22 protein-coding genes are annotated in these 24,925 nt (G+C 63.9%); 15 read left to right on the top strand and 7 right to left on the bottom strand.

Annotated features, from left to right (window positions below; genetic code table 11):
* Positions 1–18: 18 nt before the first annotated feature.
* The 11 genes from mraY to lpxC all read left to right on the top strand — a co-directional run bounded on the left by mraY (position 19) and on the right by lpxC (position 12,901).
* Positions 19–1,188, top strand: a complete 1,170-nt coding sequence (gene mraY, locus FQ746_RS24465; protein ID WP_144112224.1) for a phospho-N-acetylmuramoyl-pentapeptide-transferase — start codon at positions 19–21, stop codon at positions 1,186–1,188.
* Positions 1,189–1,211: 23 nt separating this feature from the next.
* On the top strand, positions 1,212–2,732 hold the full coding sequence (murD, locus tag FQ746_RS24460; protein ID WP_144112222.1) for a UDP-N-acetylmuramoyl-L-alanine--D-glutamate ligase: 1,521 nt from the start codon (positions 1,212–1,214) through the stop codon (positions 2,730–2,732).
* Positions 2,729–4,030 (top strand): putative lipid II flippase FtsW, encoded by a 1,302-nt coding sequence (gene ftsW / locus FQ746_RS24455; protein WP_144112220.1) that lies wholly within the window; start codon positions 2,729–2,731, stop codon positions 4,028–4,030. The genes murD and ftsW overlap by 4 nt, the downstream gene beginning before the upstream one ends.
* Positions 4,027–5,154 (top strand): undecaprenyldiphospho-muramoylpentapeptide beta-N-acetylglucosaminyltransferase, encoded by a 1,128-nt coding sequence (murG, locus tag FQ746_RS24450; RefSeq protein WP_144112218.1) that lies wholly within the window; start codon positions 4,027–4,029, stop codon positions 5,152–5,154. Before ftsW ends, murG begins: the two co-directional genes overlap by 4 nt.
* On the top strand, positions 5,154–6,560 hold the full coding sequence (gene murC, locus FQ746_RS24445; protein WP_144112216.1) for a UDP-N-acetylmuramate--L-alanine ligase: 1,407 nt from the start codon (positions 5,154–5,156) through the stop codon (positions 6,558–6,560). Before murG ends, murC begins: the two co-directional genes overlap by 1 nt.
* A 1-nt stretch (position 6,561) precedes the next feature.
* The gene (locus FQ746_RS24440; RefSeq protein WP_144112215.1) at positions 6,562–7,515 is read left to right on the top strand and encodes a D-alanine--D-alanine ligase; all 954 of its coding nucleotides are present in this window, start codon (positions 6,562–6,564) and stop codon (positions 7,513–7,515) included.
* An 8-nt stretch (positions 7,516–7,523) separates the two neighbouring features.
* Entirely contained in the window at positions 7,524–8,276 is a 753-nt protein-coding gene (locus FQ746_RS24435) for a cell division protein FtsQ/DivIB (RefSeq protein WP_144112213.1), read from the top strand.
* Positions 8,277–8,303: 27 nt separating this feature from the next.
* Positions 8,304–9,536: a cell division protein FtsA gene (gene ftsA, locus FQ746_RS24430; protein WP_007180311.1), complete on the top strand. Its 1,233-nt coding sequence runs from the start codon at positions 8,304–8,306 to the stop codon at positions 9,534–9,536.
* A gap of 165 nt (positions 9,537–9,701) precedes the next feature.
* Positions 9,702–10,901 carry a cell division protein FtsZ gene (ftsZ, locus tag FQ746_RS24425; RefSeq protein WP_144112211.1) on the top strand — a complete coding sequence of 400 codons (1,200 nt, stop codon included), beginning with the start codon at positions 9,702–9,704 and terminating at the stop codon, positions 10,899–10,901.
* A gap of 270 nt (positions 10,902–11,171) precedes the next feature.
* Positions 11,172–11,675, top strand: a complete 504-nt coding sequence (locus FQ746_RS24420) for a peroxiredoxin (RefSeq protein WP_144112208.1) — start codon at positions 11,172–11,174, stop codon at positions 11,673–11,675.
* A gap of 308 nt (positions 11,676–11,983) precedes the next feature.
* Positions 11,984–12,901: a UDP-3-O-acyl-N-acetylglucosamine deacetylase gene (lpxC, locus tag FQ746_RS24415; RefSeq protein WP_144112206.1), complete on the top strand. Its 918-nt coding sequence runs from the start codon at positions 11,984–11,986 to the stop codon at positions 12,899–12,901.
* Between the two features lie 105 nt (positions 12,902–13,006).
* On the opposite strand, the gene FQ746_RS24410 is transcribed toward lpxC, so the two are convergent.
* Positions 13,007–13,492: a DciA family protein gene (locus FQ746_RS24410; protein ID WP_144112204.1), complete on the bottom strand. Its 486-nt coding sequence runs from the start codon at positions 13,490–13,492 to the stop codon at positions 13,007–13,009.
* A gap of 290 nt (positions 13,493–13,782) precedes the next feature.
* Here FQ746_RS24410 and secA point away from each other — a divergent pair, with 290 nt between their 5' ends.
* The 4 genes from secA to mutT all read left to right on the top strand — a co-directional run bounded on the left by secA (position 13,783) and on the right by mutT (position 19,332).
* Positions 13,783–16,599 carry a preprotein translocase subunit SecA gene (gene secA / locus FQ746_RS24405; protein ID WP_144112202.1) on the top strand — a complete coding sequence of 939 codons (2,817 nt, stop codon included), beginning with the start codon at positions 13,783–13,785 and terminating at the stop codon, positions 16,597–16,599.
* Positions 16,600–16,750: 151 nt separating this feature from the next.
* A complete protein-coding gene (gene argJ / locus FQ746_RS24400; RefSeq protein WP_144112200.1) occupies positions 16,751–17,992 on the top strand; it encodes a bifunctional glutamate N-acetyltransferase/amino-acid acetyltransferase ArgJ in 1,242 nt (413 codons plus the stop codon).
* A gap of 39 nt (positions 17,993–18,031) precedes the next feature.
* Entirely contained in the window at positions 18,032–18,901 is an 870-nt protein-coding gene (locus FQ746_RS24395; protein ID WP_144112198.1) for an ATP-binding protein, read from the top strand.
* Positions 18,902–18,909: 8 nt separating this feature from the next.
* Positions 18,910–19,332: an 8-oxo-dGTP diphosphatase MutT gene (mutT, locus tag FQ746_RS24390; RefSeq protein WP_144112195.1), complete on the top strand. Its 423-nt coding sequence runs from the start codon at positions 18,910–18,912 to the stop codon at positions 19,330–19,332.
* Positions 19,333–19,341: 9 nt separating this feature from the next.
* Here the strand turns inward: mutT and yacG are convergent, their stop codons facing one another.
* The 6 genes from yacG to FQ746_RS24360 all read right to left on the bottom strand — a co-directional run bounded on the left by yacG (position 19,342) and on the right by FQ746_RS24360 (position 24,874).
* Positions 19,342–19,539 carry a DNA gyrase inhibitor YacG gene (gene yacG / locus FQ746_RS24385; protein ID WP_144112193.1) on the bottom strand — a complete coding sequence of 66 codons (198 nt, stop codon included), beginning with the start codon at positions 19,537–19,539 and terminating at the stop codon, positions 19,342–19,344.
* Positions 19,540–19,643: 104 nt separating this feature from the next.
* The gene (gene zapD, locus FQ746_RS24380) at positions 19,644–20,399 is read right to left on the bottom strand and encodes a cell division protein ZapD (RefSeq protein WP_144112191.1); all 756 of its coding nucleotides are present in this window, start codon (positions 20,397–20,399) and stop codon (positions 19,644–19,646) included.
* 194 nt (positions 20,400–20,593) lie between these two features.
* Complete coding sequence (gene coaE / locus FQ746_RS24375; RefSeq protein WP_144112189.1) at positions 20,594–21,220, bottom strand: dephospho-CoA kinase; 627 nt, start codon at positions 21,218–21,220, stop codon at positions 20,594–20,596.
* A 3-nt stretch (positions 21,221–21,223) separates the two neighbouring features.
* Entirely contained in the window at positions 21,224–22,252 is a 1,029-nt protein-coding gene (locus FQ746_RS24370; RefSeq protein WP_144112188.1) for a prepilin peptidase, read from the bottom strand.
* Between the two features lie 28 nt (positions 22,253–22,280).
* Positions 22,281–23,528, bottom strand: a complete 1,248-nt coding sequence (locus FQ746_RS24365) for a type II secretion system F family protein (protein WP_260854146.1) — start codon at positions 23,526–23,528, stop codon at positions 22,281–22,283.
* Positions 23,525–24,874 carry a GspE/PulE family protein gene (locus tag FQ746_RS24360; protein WP_144112186.1) on the bottom strand — a complete coding sequence of 450 codons (1,350 nt, stop codon included), beginning with the start codon at positions 24,872–24,874 and terminating at the stop codon, positions 23,525–23,527. Before FQ746_RS24360 ends, FQ746_RS24365 begins: the two co-directional genes overlap by 4 nt.
* Between the last annotated feature and the right edge of the window lie 51 nt (positions 24,875–24,925).

Genomic DNA, 24,925 nt, shown 5'->3' with positions numbered 1-24,925 from the left:
AATAGAAGGACCGAGGCAATGCTCCTGGCGCTGGCGCAATGGCTGCAGAATGACGCAAGCTTCTTGCGCGTGTTCAGTTATCTGACTTTTCGTGCGGTGATGGCCACAATCACCGCACTGTTGATCGGGCTCGTCTGCGGCCCGGGTGTAATCCGCAAGTTGACGGCGATGAAGGTGGGGCAGGCGGTTCGTAAAGACGGTCCGCAAACGCACCTCGTCAAATCGGGTACGCCGACCATGGGCGGCGTGCTGATTCTGCTCGGTATCGCGGTGGCCACGCTGTTGTGGGCCGATCTGACCAACCGCTTCATCTGGATCGTGATTCTGGTCACGTTCGGCTTCGGCGTGATCGGCTGGGTCGACGATTACCGCAAAGTGGTCTACAAGGATCCGCGCGGCATGTCGTCGCGCGAGAAGTATTTCTGGCAGTCGGTGATCGGTCTGTTCGCCGCGGTGTATCTCGCGTTCAGCGTGTCCGAAGCGAGCAACGTGCGCGTGTTCGACCTCTTCATGGCATGGGTGCGCAGCGGTCTGTCGATGGGGTTGCCGCCCCACGCCGACCTGATGTTGCCGTTCGTCAAGTCGATCAGCTATCCGCTCGGCGTGTGGGGCTTCATCGTGCTCACGTATCTGGTGATCGTCGGCGCGAGCAACGCGGTCAACCTCACCGACGGCCTCGACGGCCTCGTGATCATGCCGGTCGTGCTGGTGGGCGCGTCGCTCGGCGTGTTCGCGTACGTGATGGGCAGCTCGGTCTACTCCAAATATCTGCTGTTTCCGCATATCGCCGGCGCCGGCGAGTTGCTGATCTTCTGTTCGGCGATGGGCGGCGCGGGGCTCGCGTTTCTCTGGTTCAACACGCACCCGGCGCAGATGTTCATGGGCGACGTCGGCGCGCTTGCGCTCGGTGGCGCGCTCGGCACGGTCGCGGTAATCGTCCGTCAGGAAATCGTGCTCTTCATCATGGGCGGCATTTTCGTCGCGGAGACGCTGTCGGTGATGCTGCAGGTGTCCTGGTTCAAGTTCACCAAGCGGCGTTTCGGCGAAGGACGGCGTCTCTTCAAGATGGCGCCGCTGCATCACCATTTCGAACTGTCGGGCTGGAAGGAAACGCAGGTGGTGGTGCGTTTCTGGATCATCACGTTGATGTTGTGTCTGTTCGGTTTGTCCACGCTCAAGTTGCGCTAAGCAGTTATCAAGGGAAGCAGGCGATGTTCGGCGAGAAGTTTCGGGATCGGCAAAAGCCGATGGTGCTCGTGCTGGGACTGGGTGAATCCGGTCTCGCGATGGCGCGCTGGTGCGCGCGGCACGGCTGTCGGCTGCGTGTGGCCGATACGCGCGAGGTGCCGCCGAATCTGCCCGCACTCGAAGCACACGGCATCGACGCCGCGTTCGTCGGCGGCCCGTTTTCGCCGGCGCTGCTCGACGGCGTCGAACTGGTGGCGATCAGCCCGGGCCTGTCGCCGCTCGCCGCCGACCTGTTGCCGTTGATCACGGCGGCGCGCGAGCAGGGCATCGCCGTGTGGGGCGAACTCGAACTGTTTTCGCAAGCACTGAAGACGCTCGGCGAAGCCGGCTACGCGCCGAAGGTGATCGCGATTACGGGCACCAACGGCAAGACCACGACCACGAGCCTGACGGGACTGCTCTGCGAACGCGCGGGCAAGAAGGTCGCGGTGGCCGGCAACATCAGCCCGTCGCTGCTCGACAAACTCAGCGAAGCGATCGACAACACCGCGTTGCCCGATGTGTGGGTGCTGGAGTTGTCCAGCTTCCAGCTGGAAACCTCGCACTCGTTCGCGCCGGATGCGGCGGCCGTGTTGAACATCACGCAGGACCACCTCGACTGGCACGGTGGACTGGACGCCTACGCCGCTGCGAAGGGCCGCATTTTCGGAGCGCAAACCGTGCGCGTGCTGAATCGCGACGACGCGCGCGTGATGAAGCTCGATGCGTCGGCCAACGGCGACAGCGAGGCGGACGTGATTACCTTCGGCGTGACCGAGCCGAAGAATGCCGGCGACTACGGTCTGCTGCGCGATAACGCGATGGTCTGGCTGGTCGAAGCGCACGACCGCGACGCGAGCGACGAGCCCGCGCCGAAGCGTCGTCGCAAGAACGAAGTAGCGGCGTTGCCGAACATCGCGCTCAAGCGCCTGATGCCGGCCGACGCGCTGCGCATTCGCGGCCTGCACAACGCGGCCAATGCGCTCGCGGCGTATGCGCTCACGCGCGCCATCGGTCTGCCGGGTGCGCCGCTGTTGCACGGCTTGCGCGAATACCGCGGCGAGGCGCATCGCGTGGAATTGATCGCGTCGATCGAAGGCATCGATTACGTCGACGACAGCAAGGGCACGAATGTCGGCGCGACCGTGGCCGCGCTCGACGGTCTCGCGCAGCGCATCGTGCTGATCGCCGGCGGCGACGGCAAGGGCCAGGATTTCGAACCGCTCGCGGCGCCGGTCACGCGCTGGTGCCGCGCGGTGATGCTGATCGGCCGCGACGCTCCGCAAATTCGCGCGGCGTTGCAGGACACCGGCATCGCGTTGACGGATCACGCGACGCTCGAAGCAGCCACGCTTGCTGCGACCGCACTCGCCGAACCGGGCGACGCGGTGCTGCTGTCGCCGGCTTGCGCGAGTTTCGATATGTTCAGGAGTTATGCGCATCGTGCCGCGGTGTTCCGCAGCACGGTGGAAGACATCGCGGCCGAACGGGGGACGATGATATGAGATGGTCTGAACGATTCGGATCGCGCGAGGCGGGCGGTAGCGCCGTCGACGGTCTGGGCGGCGGTGTTCACGGCGGCCTCGGCGGCGGCACCAAACCGGCCGGTCGTACCGGCGGCCGCGGGCTCGCCAGCGCGGTCAATGGCGTGCGGCCGTTGCGCTCGCGCATGCTCGACTACGATCACTCGCTGCTGTGGGTCGCCGTCGCGCTGCTGGGACTCGGCGTCGTGATGGTGTACTCGGCGTCGATCGCGATGCCGGATTCTCCGAAATACGCGTCGTACCGCGATTACGCGTTTCTCGTGCGCCAGATCATCTTCGTGGTGATGGGCTCGGTGATCGGCGTCGCGGCCTTCCGCATTCCGATTTCGACGTGGGACAAGTACGCGCCCAAGCTGTTCCTGATCGCGCTGTTCTCGCTCGTGATCGTGCTGATTCCGCACATCGGCAAGGGCGTGAACGGCGCGCGCCGCTGGATTCCGCTCGGCATCACGAACATGCAGCCGTCGGAAATCATGAAGCTCGCCGTGACCATCTACGCGGCGAACTACACGGTGCGCAAACAGGAATACATGCATAGCCTCGCCAAAGGCTTCCTGCCGATGGCGGTCGCGGTCGGCCTCGTCGGCGCGTTGCTGCTGCTCGAACCGGACATGGGCGCGTTCATGGTGATCGCGGCTATCGCGATGGGCGTGCTGTTTCTCGGCGGCGTGAACGGCAAGCTGTTCGGCGGCCTCGTCGCGACCGCGGTGGGCACGTTCAGCTTGCTGGTGTGGGCGTCGCCGTGGCGTCGCGAGCGGATCTTCGCTTACCTCGATCCGTGGGACGACCGTTACGCGCAGGGCAAGGCGTATCAGCTGACGCACTCGCTGATCGCTTTCGGCCGCGGCGAGTGGTTCGGCGTGGGCCTCGGCGGCAGCGTCGAGAAGCTCAACTATCTGCCGGAAGCGCATACCGACTTCATCCTCGCGGTGATCGGCGAGGAACTCGGTTTTGTCGGCGTGATGATCGTGATCCTGATGTTCTACTGGATCGTGCGCCGCTCGTTCGAGATCGGCCGTCAGGCGCTCGCACTCGACCGCACGTTCGCGGGGCTGGTCGCCAAGGGCATCGGCATCTGGTTCGGCGCGCAGACCTTCATCAACATGGGCGTGAATCTCGGACTACTGCCGACCAAGGGGCTGACCTTGCCGCTCGTCAGCTACGGCGGCTCGGGCATCGTGCAAAACTGCGTGGCGATCGCCGTGCTGCTGCGCGTCGATTATGAAAACCGGGTGCTGATGCGAGGCGGAAAAGTATGACCGCACTGCCGCAACGCACGCTGATGGTGATGGCCGGCGGCACCGGGGGACACGTGTTCCCGGGGCTCGCGGTCGCGCACCTGATGCAGGCGTGGGGCTGGAAGGTCGTATGGCTCGGCAATCCCGCGGGCATGGAAGCGACGCTGGTGCCCAAACACGGCATTCCGATGGAATACGTGCGCTTCGGCGGACTGCGCGGCAAGGGCATGAAGACCAAGCTGATGCTGCCGCTGAATCTGCTGCGCGCCTGTACGCAGAGCCTCGCCGTGCTGCGTCGCGTGAAGCCGGACGTGGTGCTCGGCATGGGTGGATACATCACCTTTCCGGCGGGCTTGATGACCGCGTTGAGCGGCCGTCCGCTGGTGCTCCACGAACAGAATTCGATTGCGGGTCTCGCCAACAAGGTGCTCGCGAAAATCGCGAAACGCGTGCTGGTGGCATTCCCGAACGCACTGCCGCACGCGGAATGGACAGGAAACCCGATTCGTGCGGAACTTGCGCGCGCAATTGCACCCAAAGCACGCTACGCCCAACGTAGCGGTGCGTTGAACGTGCTGGTGGTGGGCGGCAGTCTGGGCGCGGCGGCGTTGAACGACGTGGTGCCGCGCGCGGTGGCGATGCTGGCGCCGAACGAGCGTCCGCGTATCGTGCATCAGGCGGGCGCGAAGCATATCGACGCGCTGCGCGAGAACTACGCGAAGGCCGGCCTCGCAGCGGGTACCGACGCCAACGCAGCCGTGGAACTGGTGCCGTTCATCGACGACATGACGAGCGCGTATGCGAATGCCGATCTGGTGATCTGCCGCTCGGGTGCGATGACCGTGTCGGAGATTTCGGCGGTGGGCGTGGCGGCGTTGTTCGTACCGTTCCCGTACGCAGTCGACGATCACCAGACCACCAACGCAGCGTTCCTCGCCGATCACGGCGCGGCGCTGGTCGTGCAGCAACGCGATCTGTCGGCGGACATGCTCGCCGGCTGGTTGCGCGGTCAGACCCGCGAGACGCTCGCGGAGATGGCAGAGCGTTCGCGCTCGCTCGCGAAACCCGACGCTACGGAGCAGGTCGCGCAAATCTGCGCGACCGTGGCGGGTTCGATTTCGGGCGCGAGCCCAGAAGGAAGGTAATGAAACACATCGTCAAACATATTCACTTCGTCGGCATCGGCGGGGTCGGCATGAGCGGCATTGCCGAGGTGCTGGTCAACCTGGGTTACCAGGTGAGCGGCTCGGACCTGTCGGCCAACGCCATTACCGATCGTCTCGCCACGCTCGGCGCGCGCATTGCCATCGGCCATGCGGCGGAGAACATCGAAGGCGCGAACGCGGTGGTGGTGTCCACGGCCGTGCGCAGCGACAACCCGGAAGTGCTGGCCGCGCGTCAGCGCCGCATTCCCATCGTGCCGCGCGCGGTGATGCTCGCGGAACTGATGCGTCTGAAACAGGGCATCGCGATCGCCGGTACGCACGGCAAGACGACGACCACCTCGCTGGTGGCGAGCGTGCTGGCCGCGGGCGGGCTCGATCCGACCTTCGTGATCGGCGGGCGTCTGATCAGCGCGGGCGCGAATGCGCGGCTCGGCACGGGCGACTTCATCGTCGCCGAAGCGGACGAGTCCGACGCGTCGTTCCTGAATCTGTTCCCGGTGATCGAAGTCATCACGAACATCGACGCCGATCACATGGACACCTACGGCCACGACTTCGCGCGGCTCAAGCAGGCGTTCATCGAGTTCACGCATCGTCTGCCGTTCTACGGCATCGCGGTGTTGTGCGTGGACGATCCGAACGTGAAGGAGATTTTGCCGTTCGTATCGAAGCCGATCATCCGCTACGGTCTCGCGGCCGATGCGCAGGTGCGCGCGGTGAACGTCAAGGCGCACGACGGCAAGATGCATTTCACGGCGTTGCGCGAAGACGCGGCGCCGCTCGACATCGTGTTGAACCTGCCTGGCGAGCACAACGTACAGAACGCTTTGGCCGCGATTGCGATTGCGACTGAACTCGAAGTGAAAGATGCCGATATCCAGCAAGCGCTGGCGGATTTCAACGGCGTGGGCCGACGCTTCCAGCGCTACGGCGAAGTGCCGGTGAAGTCCGGTGAAGACAGAACGGGCGGCGCGTACACGCTGGTCGACGACTATGGTCATCACCCGGTCGAAATGGCGGCGACGGTGGCCGCGGCGCGCGGTGCGTTTCCCGGCCGGCGCCTCGTGCTGGCGTTCCAGCCGCACCGTTTCACGCGAACTCGCGACTGCTTCGAAGATTTCGTGAAGGTGTTGTCGACGGTCGACGCGCTCGTGCTGACCGAAGTCTATGCGGCTGGCGAAGCGCCGATCGTCGCCGCGGACGGCCGCGCGCTCGCGCGTGCGCTGCGGGTTGCGGGCAAGGTCGAGCCGGTGTTCGTCGACACGGTGGATGAAGTGCCGGACGCGCTCGCTGCGCTCGTGCGTGCCGGCGATGTGGTGATCACGATGGGCGCGGGTTCGATCGGCGGTGTGCCGGGTCGTCTCGCGCAAGAAACGAAGGTATGACATGAGCAGCAACCAATCACAGCAATCGGCAGAACGCTTCGGCAAGGTGGCGGTGCTCCTCGGCGGCGACTCGGCCGAGCGCGAAGTCTCGCTGAACTCCGGCCGTCTCGTGTTGCAGGGCCTGCGCGACGCGGGCATCGACGCGCATCCGTTCGACCCGGCCGAGCGGCCGCTCGCCGCGTTGAAAGAAGAAGGCTTCGTGCGCGCGTTCAATGCGCTGCATGGCGGTTACGGCGAGAACGGCCAGATTCAGGGCGCGCTCGATTTTTACGGCATCCGTTATACGGGCAGCGGCGTGCTCGGCTCGGCGCTCGGTCTGGACAAGTTCCGCACCAAGCTCGTGTGGCAGCAACTGGGTATTCCGACGCCGCCGTTCGAAGCGGTGCTGCGCGGTGACGATTACGCGAAGCGCGCCACCGAGATCGTCGCAAAGCTCGGCTTGCCGCTGTTCGTGAAGCCGGCCAGCGAAGGCTCGAGCGTCGCGGTCATCAAGGTGAAGAGTGCCGACGCGTTGCCGGCGGCGCTCATCGAAGCGGTCAAATACGACCGGATCGTGGTGGTCGAAAAGAGCATCGAAGGCGGCGGCGAATACACCGCGTGCATCGCCGGCGATCTGGACCTGCCGGTCATCCGCATCGTGCCGGCCGGCGAGTTCTACGACTACCACGCGAAATACATCGCGAACGACACGCAGTACATGATTCCCTGCGGTCTGACGCCGGACGAAGAAAAGCGTTTGAAGGTGCTGTCGCGCCGCGCGTTCGACGTGCTCGGCTGCACCGACTGGGGCCGTGCCGACTTCATGCTCGACGCGGACGGCAACCCGTATTTCCTCGAGGTGAACACGGCGCCCGGCATGACCGATCATTCGCTGCCGCCGAAAGCGGCGCGCGCGGTGGGCATCAGCTATCAGGAACTGGTGGTCGGCGTGTTGGCGCTGACGCTCGTGGACTAAGCAAGACCATGTGGAATAACGCTCGTCAGCTCAATCTCGCCGCCAACGCATTGCATGTGTTGCTGGTGCTCGTGCTGCTGGCGGCCGGTGCGTACTGGACGATCCAGCGGCCAAATTTTTCGCTGCGGGAAATCCAGATCGACGGCGATACCGACCATATCAATTCGCCGACGGTGCGCGCCGGTGTGGTCGGACGGTTGAAGGGCAATTTTTTCACGGTGGATCTCGACGTCGCGCGTCAGGCGTTCGAGCAGATGCCGTGGGTGCGTCATGCCAGCGTGCGGCGCGTGTGGCCTAACGCGCTGGCTGTCACGCTGGAAGAGTACAAACCGCTGGGGACGTGGGGCAGCGATCAGCTGGTCAGCGTCGACGGCGAACTGTTCACCGCGAATCAGGGCGAGCTCGAAGACGACCTGCCCGCGTTCGACGGCCCGGACGGATCGGCGAAAGACGTGGTCGCGAGGTATCACGATTTTCAGAAGTGGTTTGCGCCGCTGGGCGCGACGCCCGACGAGGTGACGCTGTCGCCGCGTTATGCGTGGACGGTGAAGCTGTCGAACGGCATGCAGGTCGAACTGGGACGCGAACGCAATCAGGACACGCTGCTCGACCGCAGCAAGCGCCTGACCGCGGCGTGGGGCGCGGTGACGCAACGTTGGGGGAAGGACATCGAGTATGCGGACTTGCGCTATCCGAACGGTTTCGCGATTCGCGCGGCAGGGATGCGCTTTATCACCGAACCCGACAAGGGCAAGAAGTAAACGGACATCACACGCAATGAGCACGCTATGAGTAAAGACTATAAAGATCTGCTGGTCGCCCTCGACATTGGGACGTCGAAGGTGGTGGCCATCGTCGCCGAGTTGAAGGGCGAAGGTCACTACGAGGTGATCGGCCTCGGCCAGAGCGAATCGAAGGGGCTCAAGAAAGGTGTGGTGGTGAACATCGAGGCCACCGTGCAGTCGATCCAGCGCGCGCTCGAAGAAGCCGAGCTGATGGCCGACTGCAAGATCACCAACGTGTTCACCGGGATTGCCGGCAGCCATATCCGCAGCTTCAATTCGAGCGGCATGGTGGCGATCAAGGAAAAGGAAGTCACGCAGACCGACGTGGCGCGCGTGATCGAGACGGCCAAGGCGATCAACATTCCGACCGACCAGCAGGTGCTGCATATCCTCACGCAGGAATTCATCATCGACGGTCAGGAAGACGTGCGCGAGCCGATCGGCATGAGCGGCATCCGCCTGGAAGTGAAGGTGCATATCGTCACCGGCGCGGTGAGCGCGGCGCAGAACATCGTCAAGTGCGTGCGCCGTTGCGGGCTCGAAGTGAACGATCTGATCCTGCAACCGCTGGCTTCGTCGCTTGCGGTGCTGACGGAAGACGAGAAAGAACTCGGCGTGGTGCTGGTGGATATCGGCGGCGGGACGACGGACATCGCGATTTTCAGCGAAGGCGCGATCCGTCATACGGCGGTGATTCCGATTGCCGGCGACCAGATTACGAGCGACATCGCGATGGCGCTGCGCACGCCGACGCCGGACGCCGAAGACATCAAGGTGGATTACGGCATCGCCAAGCAGGCGCTGGCCGATCCGGACGAGATGATCGAAGTGCCGGGCCTCGGCGAGCGCGGTCCGCGCACGCTGTCGCGTCAGGCGCTGGCGGCGGTGGTCGAGCCGCGCGTCGAAGAACTGTTTTCGCTCGTGCAGCAGGTCGTGCGCGAGTCGGGTTACGAAGAACTGCTGAGCTCCGGCGTGGTGCTGACCGGCGGCGCGTCGATGATGCTCGGCATGGTGGAACTCGGGGAAGATATTTTCCTGAAGCCGGTACGCATCGGCGTGCCGGAATACGCGGGCGGTCTGGCGGACGTCGTGCGTAACCCGCGTTATTCGACGGCCATGGGGCTGCTCGTCGAAGGACGCTCGCAACGGATGCGCGGCCGCAAGGTCGCGGTGCAGTCGGGGTCGATGGGCCAGGTGTTCACGCGAATGAAAGACTGGTTCCTCGGCAACTTCTGATAGTTCTCTGGCAGTGACGGTTAGCGGTTGGCTCGAAGGTTCTGGTTCACGTTTTGGTTCAACTACGCGCTGGTGCCGGCGGCTGGCGCGCGATGGGAGGTTGCCCGATCTCCCGTTGAATAACGGCCGAAGTGGCGGTCATTTTTTATCTTGACGGAGGCAACAATGGAATTCCAGATGCTGGAAACCGAAACGAACGGCACCATCATCAAGGTGGTCGGAGTAGGCGGCGCTGGCGGCAATGCCGTGCAGCACATGATCAACAAGGGCGTGCAAGGCGTCGACTTCATCGTGATGAACACGGACGCGCAGGCTCTATCGCGCTCGCGCGCCACCGCGGTGATCCAGCTCGGCAATACGGGTCTGGGCGCAGGCGCCAAGCCGGAAATGGGCCGTGCTGCGGCCGAAGAAGCGCGTGAACGGATTTCCGACGCACTGCGCGGCGCGCACATGGTGTTCATTACCGCCGGCATGGGCGGCGGCACGGGCACGGGCGCAGCGCCGGTGGTCGCGCAGATCGCCAAGGAAATGGGTATCCTGACCGTCGGCGTGGTCAGCAAGCCGTTCGAATTCGAAGGCGGCAAGCGCATGCGCGTGGCAGAAGCAGGCTCGCAGCAACTGGAGGATCACGTCGACTCGCTGATCGTCGTTCTGAACGACAAGCTGTTCGAGGTGATGGGCGATGACGCCGAGATGGACAAGTGCTTCCAGTGCGCCGACGACGTTCTGAACAACGCTGTGGCCGGTATCGCGGAAATCATCAACGTCGACGGTCTGGTGAACGTCGACTTCGAAGACGTGAAAACGGTGATGGGCGAGCAGGGCAAGGCGATGATGGGCACGGCGACGGTCGCCGGTGTCGATCGCGCGCGTCTGGCCGCCGAGCAGGCCGTGGCCAGCCCGCTGCTGGAAGGCGTGGACCTGTCGGGTGCGCGTGGCGTGCTGGTCAACATCACGTCGAGCCGTTCGCTGCGTCTGTCCGAAACGCGTGAAGTGATGAACACCATCAAGAGCTACGCCGCGGAAGACGCGACGGTGATCTTCGGTGCGGTGTACGACGACGCAATGGGCGACGCCCTGCGCGTGACGGTGGTGGCAACGGGTCTGGGCCGTGCGGCGAAGAAGCAGCAATCGGCACCGATGACGCTGCTGCGCACGGGTACCGACAATCAGCCGATCAGCACGCAGCACGCAACGTACGCACCGTCGTCGTCGCACGCGAGCACGGCCGATTACGGCGCGCTGGATACGCCGGCGGTGTGGCGCACCTCGCGCGACACCGCGGCTTCGCATGTGCAGGCGCTGCAGGAAAAAGGCGTCGACACGTACGACATTCCGGCGTTCCTGCGCAAGCAGGCGGACTAAGCGCGGGCAGGCTTTCGTTGCCGCGCTGCGAGTGGTCGAACACAGCAGCGTTGGCGGACGGATGCACGAGCGTGGCGGGTGAACGGCAAACAGGTCGCGTATCGTGAGATCCGCGGCGCGGACAGGTGCCCCCTTCGGATTCGCGAAGCGCGGATGGGGCGGTGGTCGCGGTTGTCGTTGCAAGGCGGCGCCCGAGGGCAGGGCGACACTTTCATTCACCCCGACACGACAGCGTGCGGGTCTGGTTCGCATCGATGCAAAGGATTGAGCATGATTCAGGCAGGTGAAAAGCTACCCGACGCGACGCTCTTCGAGTTCATCGAAGACGAGCGGGCGGGTTGCACGTTGGGGCCGAACAGCTTCGACGTGCGCGAACAGACGGTGGGCAAGCGCGTGGTGATCTTCGGATTGCCTGGCGCGTTCACGCCGACCTGTTCGGCCAAACACGTACCGGGTTACGTCGAGCACGCCGAGCAGTTGCGCGCGCTTGGGATCGACGAGATCTGGTGTGTGTCCGTCAACGACGCGTTCGTAATGGGCGCGTGGGGACGCGATCAGCACGCCTCGGGCAAGGTGCGCATGATGGCGGACGGTAGTGCGGCTTTTACGCGGGCGCTCGGTCTGGAGCAGGATTTGTCGGCGCGCGGCATGGGAATCCGTTCCCAGCGCTACGCGATGGTGGTCGACGACGGCGTGGTCAAGACGTTGAACGTCGAGGCTGCCGGCAAATTCGAAGTCAGCGATGCAGCTAGTATTCTCGCCACGTTGAGCTAGTCACGGCGTCTCGCGCCTTCGCTTCGAACCGCGCTTGTAGCGTGTCGTGTCGAGGCAACGGCAAGCAAGACGCTTTTGTGACAGGCCGTTACGCGGGCCGATGACCGGAAACGCCTCCGTTCCGGACATCGGCCCGTCACGCTTTCCTGATGTTGTCCTGTTGTTGGATGGCTGCGGAGCCATCTGGGTAACGCCCGGAAACAGATTGATACGTACCGTGTAACGACGCTCCGAAGGCCTTTGGAGTACAATGCGCGCTATGGAATAAAAAGTCCCGATTGGGATTTTCAATCGAATAGAAGATCACCATGTTGAAGCAGCGCACTATCAAATCGATCGTCAAGACTGTCGGCATCGGCGTGCACTCGGGGCGAAAAGTCGAACTGACGCTTCGCCCGGCGGGTCCCGATACCGGCATTGTCTTCACCCGCGTGGATTTGCCCACGCCGGTGGAAATTCCCGCGAACACCATGTCGATCGGCGACACTCGCCTCGCGTCCGTTTTGCAGAAGGACGGCGTCCGTGTTTCCACCATCGAACATCTGATGTCCGCCTGCGCCGGTCTCGGCATCGACAATATGTACGTGGATGTCACCGCTGAAGAAATTCCCATCATGGACGGCAGCGCGTCCACTTTCGTGTTTCTGATTCAATCGGTCGGCGTCGAGCAGCAGAACGCGCCGAAGAAGTTCATCAAGGTCATCAAGCCGGTTGAGATTGTCGACGGCGACAAGTTTGCCCGTCTCGATCCGTTTTTCGGTTTCAAGCTGAAGTTCACCATCGACTTCCGTCATCCCGCGGTCGACAAGACCGGTCAGGCGCTGGAAGTGGACTTCGCCAATACCTCGTACATTCGCGATATCGCGCGGGCGCGCACCTTCGGTTACGCGCATGAAGTCGAGATGCTGCGTGAGTTGGGCCTTGCCCGCGGCGCAAGTCTCGACAACGCGATCGCGCTGGACGAATACCGCATTCTGAACAACGACGGCCTGCGTTACGACGACGAATTCGTGAAGCACAAGATGCTCGACGCGATCGGCGATCTATACGTGGTGGGTCATCCGCTGCTGGCGTCGTACACGGCCTACAAGTCGGGTCACGGACTGAACAACCTGCTGTTGCGCGAGTTGCTGGCTCACGAAGACGCGTATGAAATCGTCACCTTCGACGATACGCAAAAGGCGCCGCGCGGCTTCGCATTCGAGACGCAGACGGCGTTTGCCTGAAGGTAGCAGCGTTTCCTTCTTCGGAAATTTCCGAAGTTAGCGACGAAAAATAAGCGGCCCATTGGGCCGCTTATTCGTTGGTGAAACGCTTTCTTCAGAATCGACTCAGCGATTTCTCCGATGCCGCGCCGCCATTTTCGCCAAGGCTTCCTGCAGCGGCGACGGCGCGAGCGATTCGCTCAACGCCTGCAGCGCGTTGGCACCGACCGGCGTCATGCGCGCCTGCTTGACCGGCGGCGCCTCCTTGAGCGGCTGCGGGCGCACGCGAATGCGCAGCGCATTCACCGGCCAGCCGCGCTGCTGCAAGTCGGATAACAGCCGCGGCTCGAGATGCCGCAAGCGCGCCGCCAGAGCATTGTGCGCAGCGAACAGCGCCAGCACGCCTTCCTTGATGAAGCTCGGCTCCACGCTGGTCGCAAGGTAATCGGGCAGCAACTCGCGCAAGTCCTTTTCGAGCGCCGCGATCTGCTCGACGCCCGCGCGCAGCGCGGCAAACGCGTCCGTGCGGCGCAGCACTTCGGCGAGCGGCTGCGGACGGCGCGCATTGAACTGCTTGGGCGGCGGCCTTGAAAAGGACGGAATACGGCTCATGTGTGGACTTAAGGGCGTGGGCGCACCCCATGTGCGTCGACGCCGCGATTGTACCGCGCGGCATGCCCGCCACCCTGCCTCGCCCGACACCGTTAAAGGGCGCTGCGGCAAGCCTCCCGAGGCTGGCCTTCATCGCGGCGCCGTCACAGGCGCGGGCAAGGGCGCGTGCTAAAATGCGCGATTCGAATTCACTCTTGGACTAAGCCGCCGAGGCCCTTCCGACCCGGGAGCGCACGTGCATGCACTGCACGCCGCGAACCAGCCGAAGCCGCGACGCAGACACCGATCCGATGACCACCGGTTTTCTACAAAAGATTTTTGGCAGCCGCAACCAGCGGCTAGTCAAGCAATATCAAAAGACCGTCGCGGCGATCAATGCGCTCGAACCGCAGATCGAGCAATTGACGGACGATCAACTGCGAGCCAAGACGGATGAATTCCGCCAGCGGGTGGCCAGTGGCGAGTCGCTCGACAAACTCCTGCCGGAAGCCTTCGCGGTCTGCCGCGAAGCCAGCAAGCGGGTGCTCAAGATGCGCCACTTCGACGTCCAGCTCATCGGCGGCATGGTGCTGCACTTCGGCAAGATCGGCGAAATGCGTACGGGCGAGGGCAAGACGCTCGTCGCGACGCTGCCGGTTTATCTCAATGCGCTGTCCGGCCGCGGCGTCCACGTCGTCACCGTCAACGACTACCTGGCCCAACGCGACGCCGAATGGATGGCGCGCCTGTACAACTTCCTGGGTCTGTCGGTCGGTATCAATCTGTCGCAAATGGATCACGGCGCGAAGCAGGAAGCTTACGCAGCCGACATCACCTACGGCACCAACAACGAATTCGGCTTCGACTATCTGCGCGACAACATGGTCTACGAGACAGAGTCGCGCGTGCAGCGAGCCCTGAATTTCGCGGTGGTCGACGAGGTCGACTCGATTCTCATCGACGAAGCCCGCACGCCGCTCATCATCTCCGGTCAGGCCGAAGATCACACCGAACTCTACGTGCGCATGAACGCGCTGCCGCCACTGCTCGAACGCCAGATCGGCGAAGAGAAGGCCGACGGTACCGGCGTCGAGAAGCCGGGCGACTACACGCTGGACGAGAAAGGCCGTCAGGTGTTCCTGACGGAATCGGGCCACGAGAAAGCCGAGCGTCTGCTCGCCGAGTGGGGCCTGATTGCCGAAGGCGAAAGCCTCTACGCGCCGCAAAACATCACGCTGATGCACCACGTGTACGCCGCATTGCGCGCACACACGCTGTTCTTCAAGGACCAGCATTACGTGGTTCAGAACGGGGACGTGGTGATCGTCGACGAATTCACCGGCCGCCTGATGTCGGGCCGCCGCTGGTCGGACGGCCTGCACCAGGCCGTCGAGGCCAAGGAACACGTGAAGATTCAGAGCGAGAACCAGACGCTCGCGTCCATCACGTTCCAGAACTACTTCCGCATGTACGCGAAGCTGTCCGGCATGACCGGCACGGCCGACACCGAAGCCTACGAATTCAACGAGATCTACGGTCTCGAAACGGTCGTCATTCCGACCAACCGTCAGCCGAAGCGGATCGACAAGCAGGACCAGATCTACAAGACCGCCAAGGAGCGTTACGACGCGGTCATCCGCGACATTCGCGATTGTTACGAGCGCGGTCAGCCGGTGCTGGTCGGCACGACGTCGATCGAAAACTCCGAGTTGCTGTCGCATCTGCTCAAGCAGGCCGGCCTGCCGCACGAAGTGCTGAACGCCAAGCAGCACGCGCGTGAAGCGGAAATCGTCGCCGAAGCCGGACGTCCGAAGCGCGTGACGATCGCCACCAACATGGCCGGTCGCGGTACCGACATCGTGCTCGGCGGCAATGCCGAAAAGCAGGCGTCGTTCATCGAACTGGACGAAACGTTGTCCGACGCGGAGAAGCAAACCCGCATCCAGAAACTGCACGACGAATGGCAGGCGCTGCACGATCAGGTGAAAGCCGCGGGCGGCTTGCATATCATCGGCACCGAGCGTCACGAATCGCGCCGTATCGACAATCAGCTGCGCGGCCGTGCCGGCCGTCAGGGCGACCCGGGTTCGTCGCGTTTCTATCTGTCGCTGGAAGATCCGCTGTTGCGCATTTTCGCCGGCGACCGCGTGCGCGCGATCATGGACCGCCTGAAGATGCCGGAAGGCGAGGCGATCGAAGCGGGCATCGTGTCCCGCTCCATCGAGTCGGCGCAGCGCAAGGTGGAAGCGCGCAACTTCGACGTGCGCAAGCAGCTCCTCGAATACGACGACGTCTCGAACGATCAGCGTAAGGTCATCTACCAGCAGCGCAACGAACTGCTGGAAGCGAATGACATTACCGAGACCATCGGCGCGATGCGTCATGGCGTGATTGCCGACCTCGTGCATCAGTTCGTGCCGGCCGGCAGCATCGAAGAACAATGGTCGGTGCCGGAACTGGAAGAACTGCTGCGCAACGAGTGGCAGCTCGACCTCGCCATCCAGGAAATGATCAACGAGTCCAACTCGATCAGCTCGGACGAAATTCTCGAAGCGGTGGAAGCTGCGGCGGACGAAGCGTACGAAGCCAAGGTCGAACTGGTCGGCCGCGAGTCGTTCAGCGGTTTCGAACGCTCGATCATGCTGCAGACGCTGGACCGTAGCTGGCGCGAACATCTGGCCGCGCTCGACCATCTGCGCCAGGGCATTCACCTGCGTGGCTATGCGCAGAAGAACCCGAAGCAGGAATACAAGCGCGAAGCGTTCGAACTGTTCGCTGCAATGCTCGACGCCGTAAAGCTCGAAGTCACCCGCGTGGTCATGAACGTGCAGATCCAGTCGCCGGAGCAACTGGAACAAGCGGTGGAGCAGATCGAAGAGCAAGGTGGTTCGCTTGTCGACAACGTGGAGTTCCGCCATGCCGAACTGGCGGAAGCCGCGGCGGCAGCGCCGGTTGCCGCAGAAGCCGCGACGGCCGCGATGATCGGCGAAGCCATGAGCACCGGCACGCTGCAACAGACGGTTGCGCCCAACGTCACCATGGACAACGTGCCGAAGGTCGGACGTAACGACCCGTGCCCGTGCGGCAGCGGCAAGAAGTACAAACAGTGTCACGGCAAGATCGTATAAAGCGGGAGGCGGCGCGCGTCACGCGCGCCGCGTCGCCTTCTGCTCCGATTTAGCGTTGAATTCCGCGGTGCTCCGGCAACCTGGCCGGATCACCAGTTTTCGTCTCCTCAATGCCGGCGCCTGCCGGCATTTTCTTCGACAGGTCGCGACCATGGCTGTCAATTTCCCTTCGATCGATCCCGCTCAACTCCATCCCATTGCCGGCGTGACGCTGGGCTGGGCCGAGGCGAATATCCGCAAACCGAACCGCAAGGACGTGCTGGTCATTTCCATCGATGAAAACGCGACGGTCGGCGGCGTGTTCACGCAGAACCGCTTTTGCGCCGCGCCCGTGACGGTATGCCGCGAGAACCTCGAGCGCGTGCGCGCCGGCGGCAAACCGATTCGCGCGCTGGTGATCAACACCGGCAACGCCAACGCGGGCACCGGCGAGCCGGGCCTCGCGGCGGCGCGCGCGACCTGCGTCGAACTGGCGCGCCTCGCCGACATCGCGCCGGAACAGGTGCTCCCGTTTTCGACGGGCGTGATTCTCGAACCGTTGCCGGTGGATCGTCTGACGGCCGGCTTGCCGGCTGCATTGGCGAACCGCAAGGAATCCAACTGGTTCGACGCCGCGCAGGCGATCATGACCACGGATACCTTGCCGAAGGCCACCTCGCGTCAGGTCACGATCGACGGCCACACGGTTTCGTTCACCGGCATCAGCAAGGGCGCCGGCATGATCAAGCCGAACATGGCGACCATGCTCGGCTTCCTCGCGTTCGACGCGGCCGTCGCGCAACCGGTACTCGACGCGCTGGTCAAGCACGTGGCCGACCGCTCGTTCAACTGCATCACGATCGATGGCGATACCTCGACCAACGACTCGTTCATCCTGATCGCGTCGGGCAAGTCGAGCCTGCCGGCCATCACCTCGACCGATTCGCCGGCGTATGTCGCGCTGCGCGACGCCGTGACGGAAGTCGCCCAAACGCTCGCGCAACTGATCGTGCGTGACGGCGAAGGCGCGACCAAATTCATGACGGTCCATGTCGAAGGCGGCTCGAGCATCGGCGAGTGCCGGCAGATCGCGTACGCGATCGGCCACTCGCCGCTCGTGAAGACCGCGTTCTACGCATCGGACCCGAATCTCGGCCGCATTCTCGCGGCCATCGGCTATGCCGGTATCGACGATCTCGACGTCGGCAAGATCGATCTGTATCTGGACGACGTGCTGGTCGCCACCGCCGGCGGCCGCAATCCGGCCTATCGCGAAGAAGACGGCCAGCGCGTCATGAAAAAGAGCGAGATCGGCATTCGCGTCGTACTCGGCCGCGGCACTGCGCAAGCCACGATCTGGACTTGCGATCTGTCGCACGATTACGTGAGCATCAACGCCGACTATCGTTCGTAACCAGGTTCTTTATGCGGCGCTTCGCCGCTTTTCATCACCATGGACAAACTCGAACAGTTTCTGACCCGCGCCGAAGCCGTGCTCGTTCGCCTCGAAGCGATGTTGCCGCCCGCGGCGCCCGAGATCGACTGGTCGGCTGCAGTCGCCTTTCGCTGGCGCAAGCGCCAGGGGCGCGGCTATCTGCAACCGGTGCCGGCCATCTCCGACATTCAGCTCGACGACCTGCAGAACATCGATCGTCAGAAGGGCCTGATCGAACAGAACACGCGCCAGTTCGTACATAAGCAGCCGGCCAACAACGTGCTGCTGACGGGCGCGCGCGGCACCGGCAAGTCGTCGCTCATCAAGGCCTGCCTGAACGCGTACGCCAAAGACGGTCTGCGTCTGATCGAAGTGGACAAGGACGACCTGCACGATCTCGGCGATATCGTCGACCTGATCTCGCAACGGCCGGAGCGCTTCGTGGTGTTCTGCGACGACCTCTCGTTCGAAGACGGCGAATCCGGTTACAAGGCGCTGAAAGTCGCGCTCGACGGCTCGGTCGCCGCGCAGTCCGACAACGTGCTGATCTACGCGACGTCGAATCGCCGTCATCTGTTGCCCGAATACATGAGCGACAACGAGACGTACAAGCACACGTCGGACGGCGAAATCCATCCGGGCGAAGTGATCGAAGAAAAGATCTCCCTGTCCGAGCGCTTCGGGCTGTGGGTGAGCTTCTATCCGTTCAAGCAGGACGATTACCTGTCGATCATCGCTCACTGGCTGCGGCATTTCGGCTGCGACGACGCCGAGGTCGAAGCGGCTCGCGGCGATGCGTTGGTGTGGGCGCTGGAACGCGGCTCGCGCTCGGGACGGGTGGCGTGGCAATTCGCGCGCGACTGGTCCGGCCGCAAAGCACCGGCCTGAGGCGCGCCATGACCGATGCGGAAAAAAACGCGGCCGGCCGCAAGGTGACCGAAGTGGCCGTCGGCGTGCTGATTCAGCCGGACGGGCGCTATCTGCTGGCGCAGCGGCCGGCCGGCAAGCCCTACGAGGGCTACTGGGAATTTCCGGGCGGCAAGCTGGAGCCGGGCGAATCGGTGGAAGCGGCGCTCGCCCGCGAGTTGCACGAGGAACTCGGCATTACGGTCGAGGCAAGTCATTTGTGGCACACGCTCGAACACGACTATCCGCATGCTTATGTGCGGCTGTTCTTCTGCAAGGTGACTCAGTGGAGCGGCGAGCCGCACGGGCGTGAAGGCCAGGCGTTCGTCTGGCAGGCGTTGCCGGCGGATGTCTCACCGTTGCTGCCGGCGACTATTCCCGTGCTGGAATGGCTCGCGGCCGAGGAGCACTGAAGCGGACGCTCAGTGCGGGTTGTAACCGTCGTCGGGCGTCTCGTCCGACGACGCTTCCTGATCGGTCCCGCCGATCTTGTATTTTTCCGTGGCCCACGCACCGAGGTCGATCTGCTTGCAACGCTCGGAGCAGAACGGCCGAAAGCGGTTTTCGGGGGACCAGCGGACATCTTTTCCGCAAGTGGGGCATTTGACGACGGTAGGCATACGGTCAGGCAGTCAATCGCAAAACGGAACAAGGATCGAATATAGGGGCATTTTTCGCCGCTTTAAAGGCGCGGCCCTATGTTTCGGATTTCAGCAGCCTGGCGTTACAGGCTACACAGCGTGAGTTGGAACGGTACGTCGACATCGACCGCGCGCGGACGCAGATCGCCGTCCTGCACCGTGAAGCGAACCCACAACATGTACTTGTTGGCACTGGCTTCGGGAATCACCCGCAATTCGGGCGCCACGCGCACCTGCATCAACTGATACGAGCGGCCGGACAGCATTTGCTGGTAGCTGCCCTGCATGGCCATGACCTTGGACGCCTGACCGGATTCGCGCGCGAGCCGCAGCACGATGGTGGCCGCGTCGCGCAGCGGAAGCAGCGGGGTGACCCACTTGGCGATGTCCTGACGACGCTGGTCGGGGTGGAGTTGTTGCCACGCGTAATAAGAAGGCAGGTCGAATTTGCAGGTGCCGCCAGGAATGATGGCGCGGCTGCGAATGCTGGCGAGCCATTCGTTCTCGGCGAGATGCTGGCCGGTTTTGCCCTGCATTTGCGACAGACCTGCGAGCGTTTGCTCGATCTCGCCGAGCACCGCTTCCAGCGCGTCCTGCTCGATACCCGGATTGCCGCGAAACGGCGCCAGCGTTTGCCGTTGCCGCTCGAGTTCCTTCATCAGATCGGACTTCAGATCTGCGCGTCCCGCCACCTCGGTGATTTCAAATAAGGTGGTCAGCGCGACGTGATGTTCCCTGGCGTCTTCCTGAGTCAGGAAAAACGTGAAGCGCTCGAACAGGTCTTCGAGGCGCAATAGCGTCCGGATTCGCTCGTTGAAGGGATACTCGTAAAGGATCAAGCGGGCTCGCCTCGGGCGTGGTCGGTGACAGGAATGCAGAACATTCTAATGCGGGGAGACTACCCTAGCAATCACGCACTTTTTAAGCACTGGTTTGGCGTTTTTTTCACGCGTTTCGAGCGGTTTCTGCGTGGTTCGGCTCGCGTGGTCCGACAAAGTTCAACCGGCTGCGAAACCGCGCGAAAAGCGCGGGCTCAGGTTGCTGCCGCTGCCAGCGACAGGTAGGTCCGATGCTGCGTGTCGACTGCCGACTTCAGTGTGTCGAGCGACGCGTTGTCGTTGTCGTCGTCGTTGTCGTTGTCGATAACGTCGTCGGCCGCGGCAAGACGCGCTTCGCGGGTGGCCTGACGGGCGATGATCGCCAACACCTGCTCGCGGCTAAAACCGTTGCGCCGCATGACGCGCGCGATTTGCGTTTCCACGCTGCAATCGACGGTGAGGACGCGGCCAAAGCGCTGCTTCCAGTTACCGGATTCGACCAGCAGCGGTACGACTACGATGACATACGGTCCTCGTGCTTCGCGTTGAGCGCGGGAGGTCTCGGCGCGGATTAGCGGATGGGTGATGCCTTCGAGCCGGGCGCGCGCGCTGTCGTCGCTGAATACGAGCGCGCGCATGCGGGCACGGTCGAGCGAGCCGTCGGGGGCGACGAATTGCGCGCCGAACTCCGCTTCGATTAGCGGCATGGCCGGGCCGCCCGGAGCGGTGATGCTGTGCGCGATCAGGTCCGCGTCGACGAGCGGAACACCGTGCGCGGCGAACAGGTCGGCGACGGTCGATTTGCCGCTGCCGATGCCGCCGGTTAATCCCACAACGAACATGCTTCAGCCTCCCAAAGCCAGATAGAGGGGTGTGCCGAGAAAGAGGGTAACAGCGCCGCCAGCCGCGAGAAAAGGACCGAAAGGCAGCGGTTCTTCGAAGCGCATCCGGCCGCGCCAGGTGGCCGCGAGTCCGACCAGCGCGCCGGTCACCGCCGCGATCAGCACGATCTGCGGCAGGGCGGCCCAGCCGAGCCAGGCCCCTAGCGCGGCGAGCAGTTTGAAGTCGCCATAACCCATGCCTTCGATACCGCGGACCAGACGGAATACCCAGTGCACGGCCCACAACACGAGGTAGCCGAAGATCGCGCCGAGCACGGCGTCCTGCAGGCTGCTCGCGAACATACCGTCGAAGTTGACGATAAGACCGGCCCACAGCAAAGGCAGTGTCATCGAGTCGGGCAGCAGGTGAGTGTCGATGTCGATCGCGCTCATCGCGAGCAAGGCCGCGCATAAGCCGAACGCGGCGAGCGCCATCGGGGTCGGGCCGAACGAGACGAGTGCCTCGACGGCAAAGGCCGCGCTGGCGAGTTCGATAAGCGGATAGCGCGCGCCGATGGGAGCCTTGCAGGCCGAGCAACGCCCGCGTAGCAGCACGTAGCTCAACACCGGCACATTTTCCCAGGCGGACAGAACGTGGCCGCAATGAGGACAGGCGCTGCGCGGCACCCACAGGTTGTAGCGCGCGGGAAGGGTGTCTTCTTCCACTGGGTCGTTGTTTGCGTCGGCGGCTTCGAGTGCGTCGTGTTGCCCGTGTTCCCCGTGTAGCCCGTGCTCCCTGTGTTCCTCGTGCAGGTCGCGAAGGTCTTCGCGCCACGCACGTTCGAGCATGATCGGCACGCGATGCACGACCACGTTCAGGAAACTGCCGATCACGAGTCCGAACACGATCACGAACGCGATCTGCAGACCGGCGGGCAGACTGCCGAACGCGAGACCGAGGTCGGCGGCGAAGTGACCGGACAGCAGGCCCGACGGGACGACGGACAGCGGACTGGAAGAAGTATCTGACACGAGTGGAAAAGAAGCCTGCATGGATAAAAGGGCGGAGTCGGCTGCGATGCTACACCACGTTACCGAGTTGAATGATGGGAAGATACATGGCGATGACGAGTCCGCCGACCAGCCCACCCAGCACGATGATGACGAGCGGTTCGCATAGGCTCGACAGCGTGCCGATACGCTCGTCGACCTGACGATCGGCGAGCGAGGCCACGTCGATCAGCATCGCGTCGAGCGCGCCCGATTCCTCGGCGACCGCGACCGGTTGCACGACCTCGGGCGCGAAACAGCGGGCGGCGCGCATGGCTGCGGCGAGTCGTTCGCCGCGCTTCAGACGCGCGCCGATCTCGACGGTGGCACGGTCGAAAAACGCGTTGCCGGTGGCATGCGTGAGCGAATCGAAAGCATCGGCGAGCGGTGTGCCGGCAGACAGCAGCGTGCCGAGCGCGCGACTCCAGCGCGCCGCGCACAAGGTGCGCAACAACGGACCCGCGATGGGCATTGTCAGCGATAAGCGCGCAAACCGGATGCGCGCCGATTCCGATTTGCGTAGCAGAAATATCATCGCCGAGAACGTTGCGAAGAGCAGGGCGAGCAACGGTATGCTCCAGCGCGCGGCAGCGGACGACAGCGCCAGCACGAACTGCGTCGGCGCGGGCAGCGCGGCACCGAAGCCGTCGAAAATCTGCTTGAAAGTCGGGACTACCCAGACGAGCAATGCCGCCGTAATCACGAGGGCGAGCAACAGAATGGCGACCGGATAAGTGAGCGCTGCGCGGACTCTGCCGCGTTGCGCGGCCGCCCGCTCGCGATCTTCGGCGATGCGGGCCAACACTGTCGCCAGTGCGCCCGCGGCCTCACCGACTTCGACGAGCTGACAGTAAAGCGCGCTGAACTGCGCCGGATGCCGCTGCAAAGCCGCAGAAAACCGCAGGCCGCCGGTGATGTCGCGAGCAACGGCACTGGCGATTCGCGGCATGCCTTGTGGACGCGAACTCTGCGCCTGACCAAGCAGTTCGAGCGCCGGCGCGAGCGGCAAGCCGGCGCGCAGCAGGCTTGCCAACTGTCGGGTGAAGCGTGAAACGTCCGCGGCCGTGGCTTTGGCGCGCGGCGCCGGACCATGCGCTTTCAATTCCACGACGAACAGATTGTCGCGTTTGAGGATCGCGCGCGCGGTGCCGGGGTCGGGCGCGATCAGCGCACCCTGTTTGTGAGCGCCGGAGCTGTCGACGCCGCGCCAGCGGAAACGCGTTTCGCTCGACAGCGGCGGCACGCGCGACGTGGCTTGCATTGGGAGGGCAGCGCTCATGCGACCTCGGTGGCGGCAAGGGCTTCGGCGAGGCTGGTGGTGCCGTCACGCACGCGCGCCAACGCAGCGTCGCGCAAGGTCGTCACCTGTTCGGCCTGTGCGAGTCTTGCCAGTTCGTGCGTGCCCGCGCGGGTCACGATCAGTTCGCGCATCGCGTCCGAGACAGGCATCACCTGATGAACGCCGACCCGCCCGCGGTAACCGATGCCGTGGCATGCGGCGCATCCGGTCGCGGCAAACGGCTGCCAGTCTGCGGGGCTCCCGGTCGCGAGATCGCGGCTGAAGCCCGCCGCCTCGAGTGCCTTCGCGGATTCGTGTGCAGGCGCGCGGCACGCCATGCAGAGCCGCCGCACCAGTCGCTGCGCCGTCACCATGCGTAACGCTGCCGCGAGGTTGTACGGCTCGACGCCGATATCCAGCAGGCGTGCAATGGCGGCGGGCGCGTCGTTCGTGTGCAGCGTCGAGAGCACGAGGTGCCCGGTTTGAGCGGCCTTTACCGCGACGTCGGCGGTTTCCTCGTCGCGAATTTCGCCGACCATGATCACGTCCGGGTCCTGCCGAAGAAAGGCGCGTAATGCGACCGCAAATGTCAGCCCGGCTTTCTCGCGCACGCTCACCTGATTGATACCGGCAAGCTGGATCTCGGCAGGATCTTCGACCGAACAGAGATTACGCGCTTCACCGTTGAGCAGATTCAGGAAGCAATACAGCGACAGCGTTTTGCCGCTGCCTGTCGGGCCCGTGACCAGCACGAGCCCATGGGGCGCGCGGATCGCGGCATCGACGGTATTGCGTTGGCGGGCGTCGAGTCCGAGCGAGTCGAGCGAAAGATCGGCCGGCAGCGCGTCGAGTCTGCGCAACACCAGCTTTTCGCCGAACAGCGTCGGCAGCGAGTTGACACGATAGTCTTCCACGCGGCCGGGGGACGTGGCGATGCGCAACCGGCCGTCCTGCGGCACGCGCCGCTCGGCAATGTCGAGGCGCGCCAGCACCTTGACCCGGGTGATGAACGCGTCGCGCAGATGCGCGGGCGGCGTGGCGATGGCATGCAACACGCCGTCGATCCGCAAGCGTATGCGCCAGCCGTGCTCGGCCGGTTCGATATGCAGGTCCGACGCGTTCCGTCGCGTCGCTTCCTGCAACGTCTCCGTGAGCAGACGGACGGCGGGGACGTTATCGGAGTCGGCGAGAGCCGGCGGAGGGTCAGCGTTGAACGGGGTTGTTTTAGGCGCTTGAGGCGCTTGAGGCGCGTGGGGCGCGTGTGGCGCCCTGGCGGACTGAGGCGCGCTTTCGCGATCGAAAACGATGGGCCGCGGCGCGGCGGCGAGTGGGGAAGACGCTTGCATGAAAGTCCGGTGATGAGCCGCCTCGTAAACACGACGACGCCATCTTCGGAC

This window comes from Paraburkholderia sp. BCC1886 (assembly GCF_900996245.1).
GTDB lineage: Bacteria > Pseudomonadota > Gammaproteobacteria > Burkholderiales > Burkholderiaceae > Paraburkholderia.
This window is presented reverse-complemented; position numbering and strand designations above follow the sequence as displayed.

Bases quoted from the DNA above. Each gene is read 5' to 3' on its own strand.
- mraY (WP_144112224.1), top strand. From the start codon at position 19: ATGCTCCTGGCGCTGGCGCAATGGCTGCAGAATGACGCAAGCTTCTTG.
- murD (WP_144112222.1), top strand. From the start codon at position 1,212: ATGTTCGGCGAGAAGTTTCGGGATCGGCAAAAGCCGATGGTGCTCGTG.
- ftsW (WP_144112220.1), top strand. From the start codon at position 2,729: ATGAGATGGTCTGAACGATTCGGATCGCGCGAGGCGGGCGGTAGCGCC.
- murG (WP_144112218.1), top strand. From the start codon at position 4,027: ATGACCGCACTGCCGCAACGCACGCTGATGGTGATGGCCGGCGGCACC.
- murC (WP_144112216.1), top strand. From the start codon at position 5,154: ATGAAACACATCGTCAAACATATTCACTTCGTCGGCATCGGCGGGGTC.
- FQ746_RS24440 (WP_144112215.1), top strand. From the start codon at position 6,562: ATGAGCAGCAACCAATCACAGCAATCGGCAGAACGCTTCGGCAAGGTG.
- FQ746_RS24435 (WP_144112213.1), top strand. From the start codon at position 7,524: ATGTGGAATAACGCTCGTCAGCTCAATCTCGCCGCCAACGCATTGCAT.
- ftsA (WP_007180311.1), top strand. From the start codon at position 8,304: ATGAGTAAAGACTATAAAGATCTGCTGGTCGCCCTCGACATTGGGACG.
- ftsZ (WP_144112211.1), top strand. From the start codon at position 9,702: ATGGAATTCCAGATGCTGGAAACCGAAACGAACGGCACCATCATCAAG.
- FQ746_RS24420 (WP_144112208.1), top strand. From the start codon at position 11,172: ATGATTCAGGCAGGTGAAAAGCTACCCGACGCGACGCTCTTCGAGTTC.
- lpxC (WP_144112206.1), top strand. From the start codon at position 11,984: ATGTTGAAGCAGCGCACTATCAAATCGATCGTCAAGACTGTCGGCATC.
- FQ746_RS24410 (WP_144112204.1), bottom strand. From the start codon at position 13,492: ATGAGCCGTATTCCGTCCTTTTCAAGGCCGCCGCCCAAGCAGTTCAAT.
- secA (WP_144112202.1), top strand. From the start codon at position 13,783: ATGACCACCGGTTTTCTACAAAAGATTTTTGGCAGCCGCAACCAGCGG.
- argJ (WP_144112200.1), top strand. From the start codon at position 16,751: ATGGCTGTCAATTTCCCTTCGATCGATCCCGCTCAACTCCATCCCATT.
- FQ746_RS24395 (WP_144112198.1), top strand. From the start codon at position 18,032: ATGGACAAACTCGAACAGTTTCTGACCCGCGCCGAAGCCGTGCTCGTT.
- mutT (WP_144112195.1), top strand. From the start codon at position 18,910: ATGACCGATGCGGAAAAAAACGCGGCCGGCCGCAAGGTGACCGAAGTG.
- yacG (WP_144112193.1), bottom strand. From the start codon at position 19,539: ATGCCTACCGTCGTCAAATGCCCCACTTGCGGAAAAGATGTCCGCTGG.
- coaE (WP_144112189.1), bottom strand. From the start codon at position 21,220: ATGTTCGTTGTGGGATTAACCGGCGGCATCGGCAGCGGCAAATCGACC.
- FQ746_RS24370 (WP_144112188.1), bottom strand. From the start codon at position 22,252: ATGCAGGCTTCTTTTCCACTCGTGTCAGATACTTCTTCCAGTCCGCTG.
- FQ746_RS24365 (WP_260854146.1), bottom strand. From the start codon at position 23,528: ATGAGCGCTGCCCTCCCAATGCAAGCCACGTCGCGCGTGCCGCCGCTG.
- FQ746_RS24360 (WP_144112186.1), bottom strand. From the start codon at position 24,874: ATGCAAGCGTCTTCCCCACTCGCCGCCGCGCCGCGGCCCATCGTTTTC.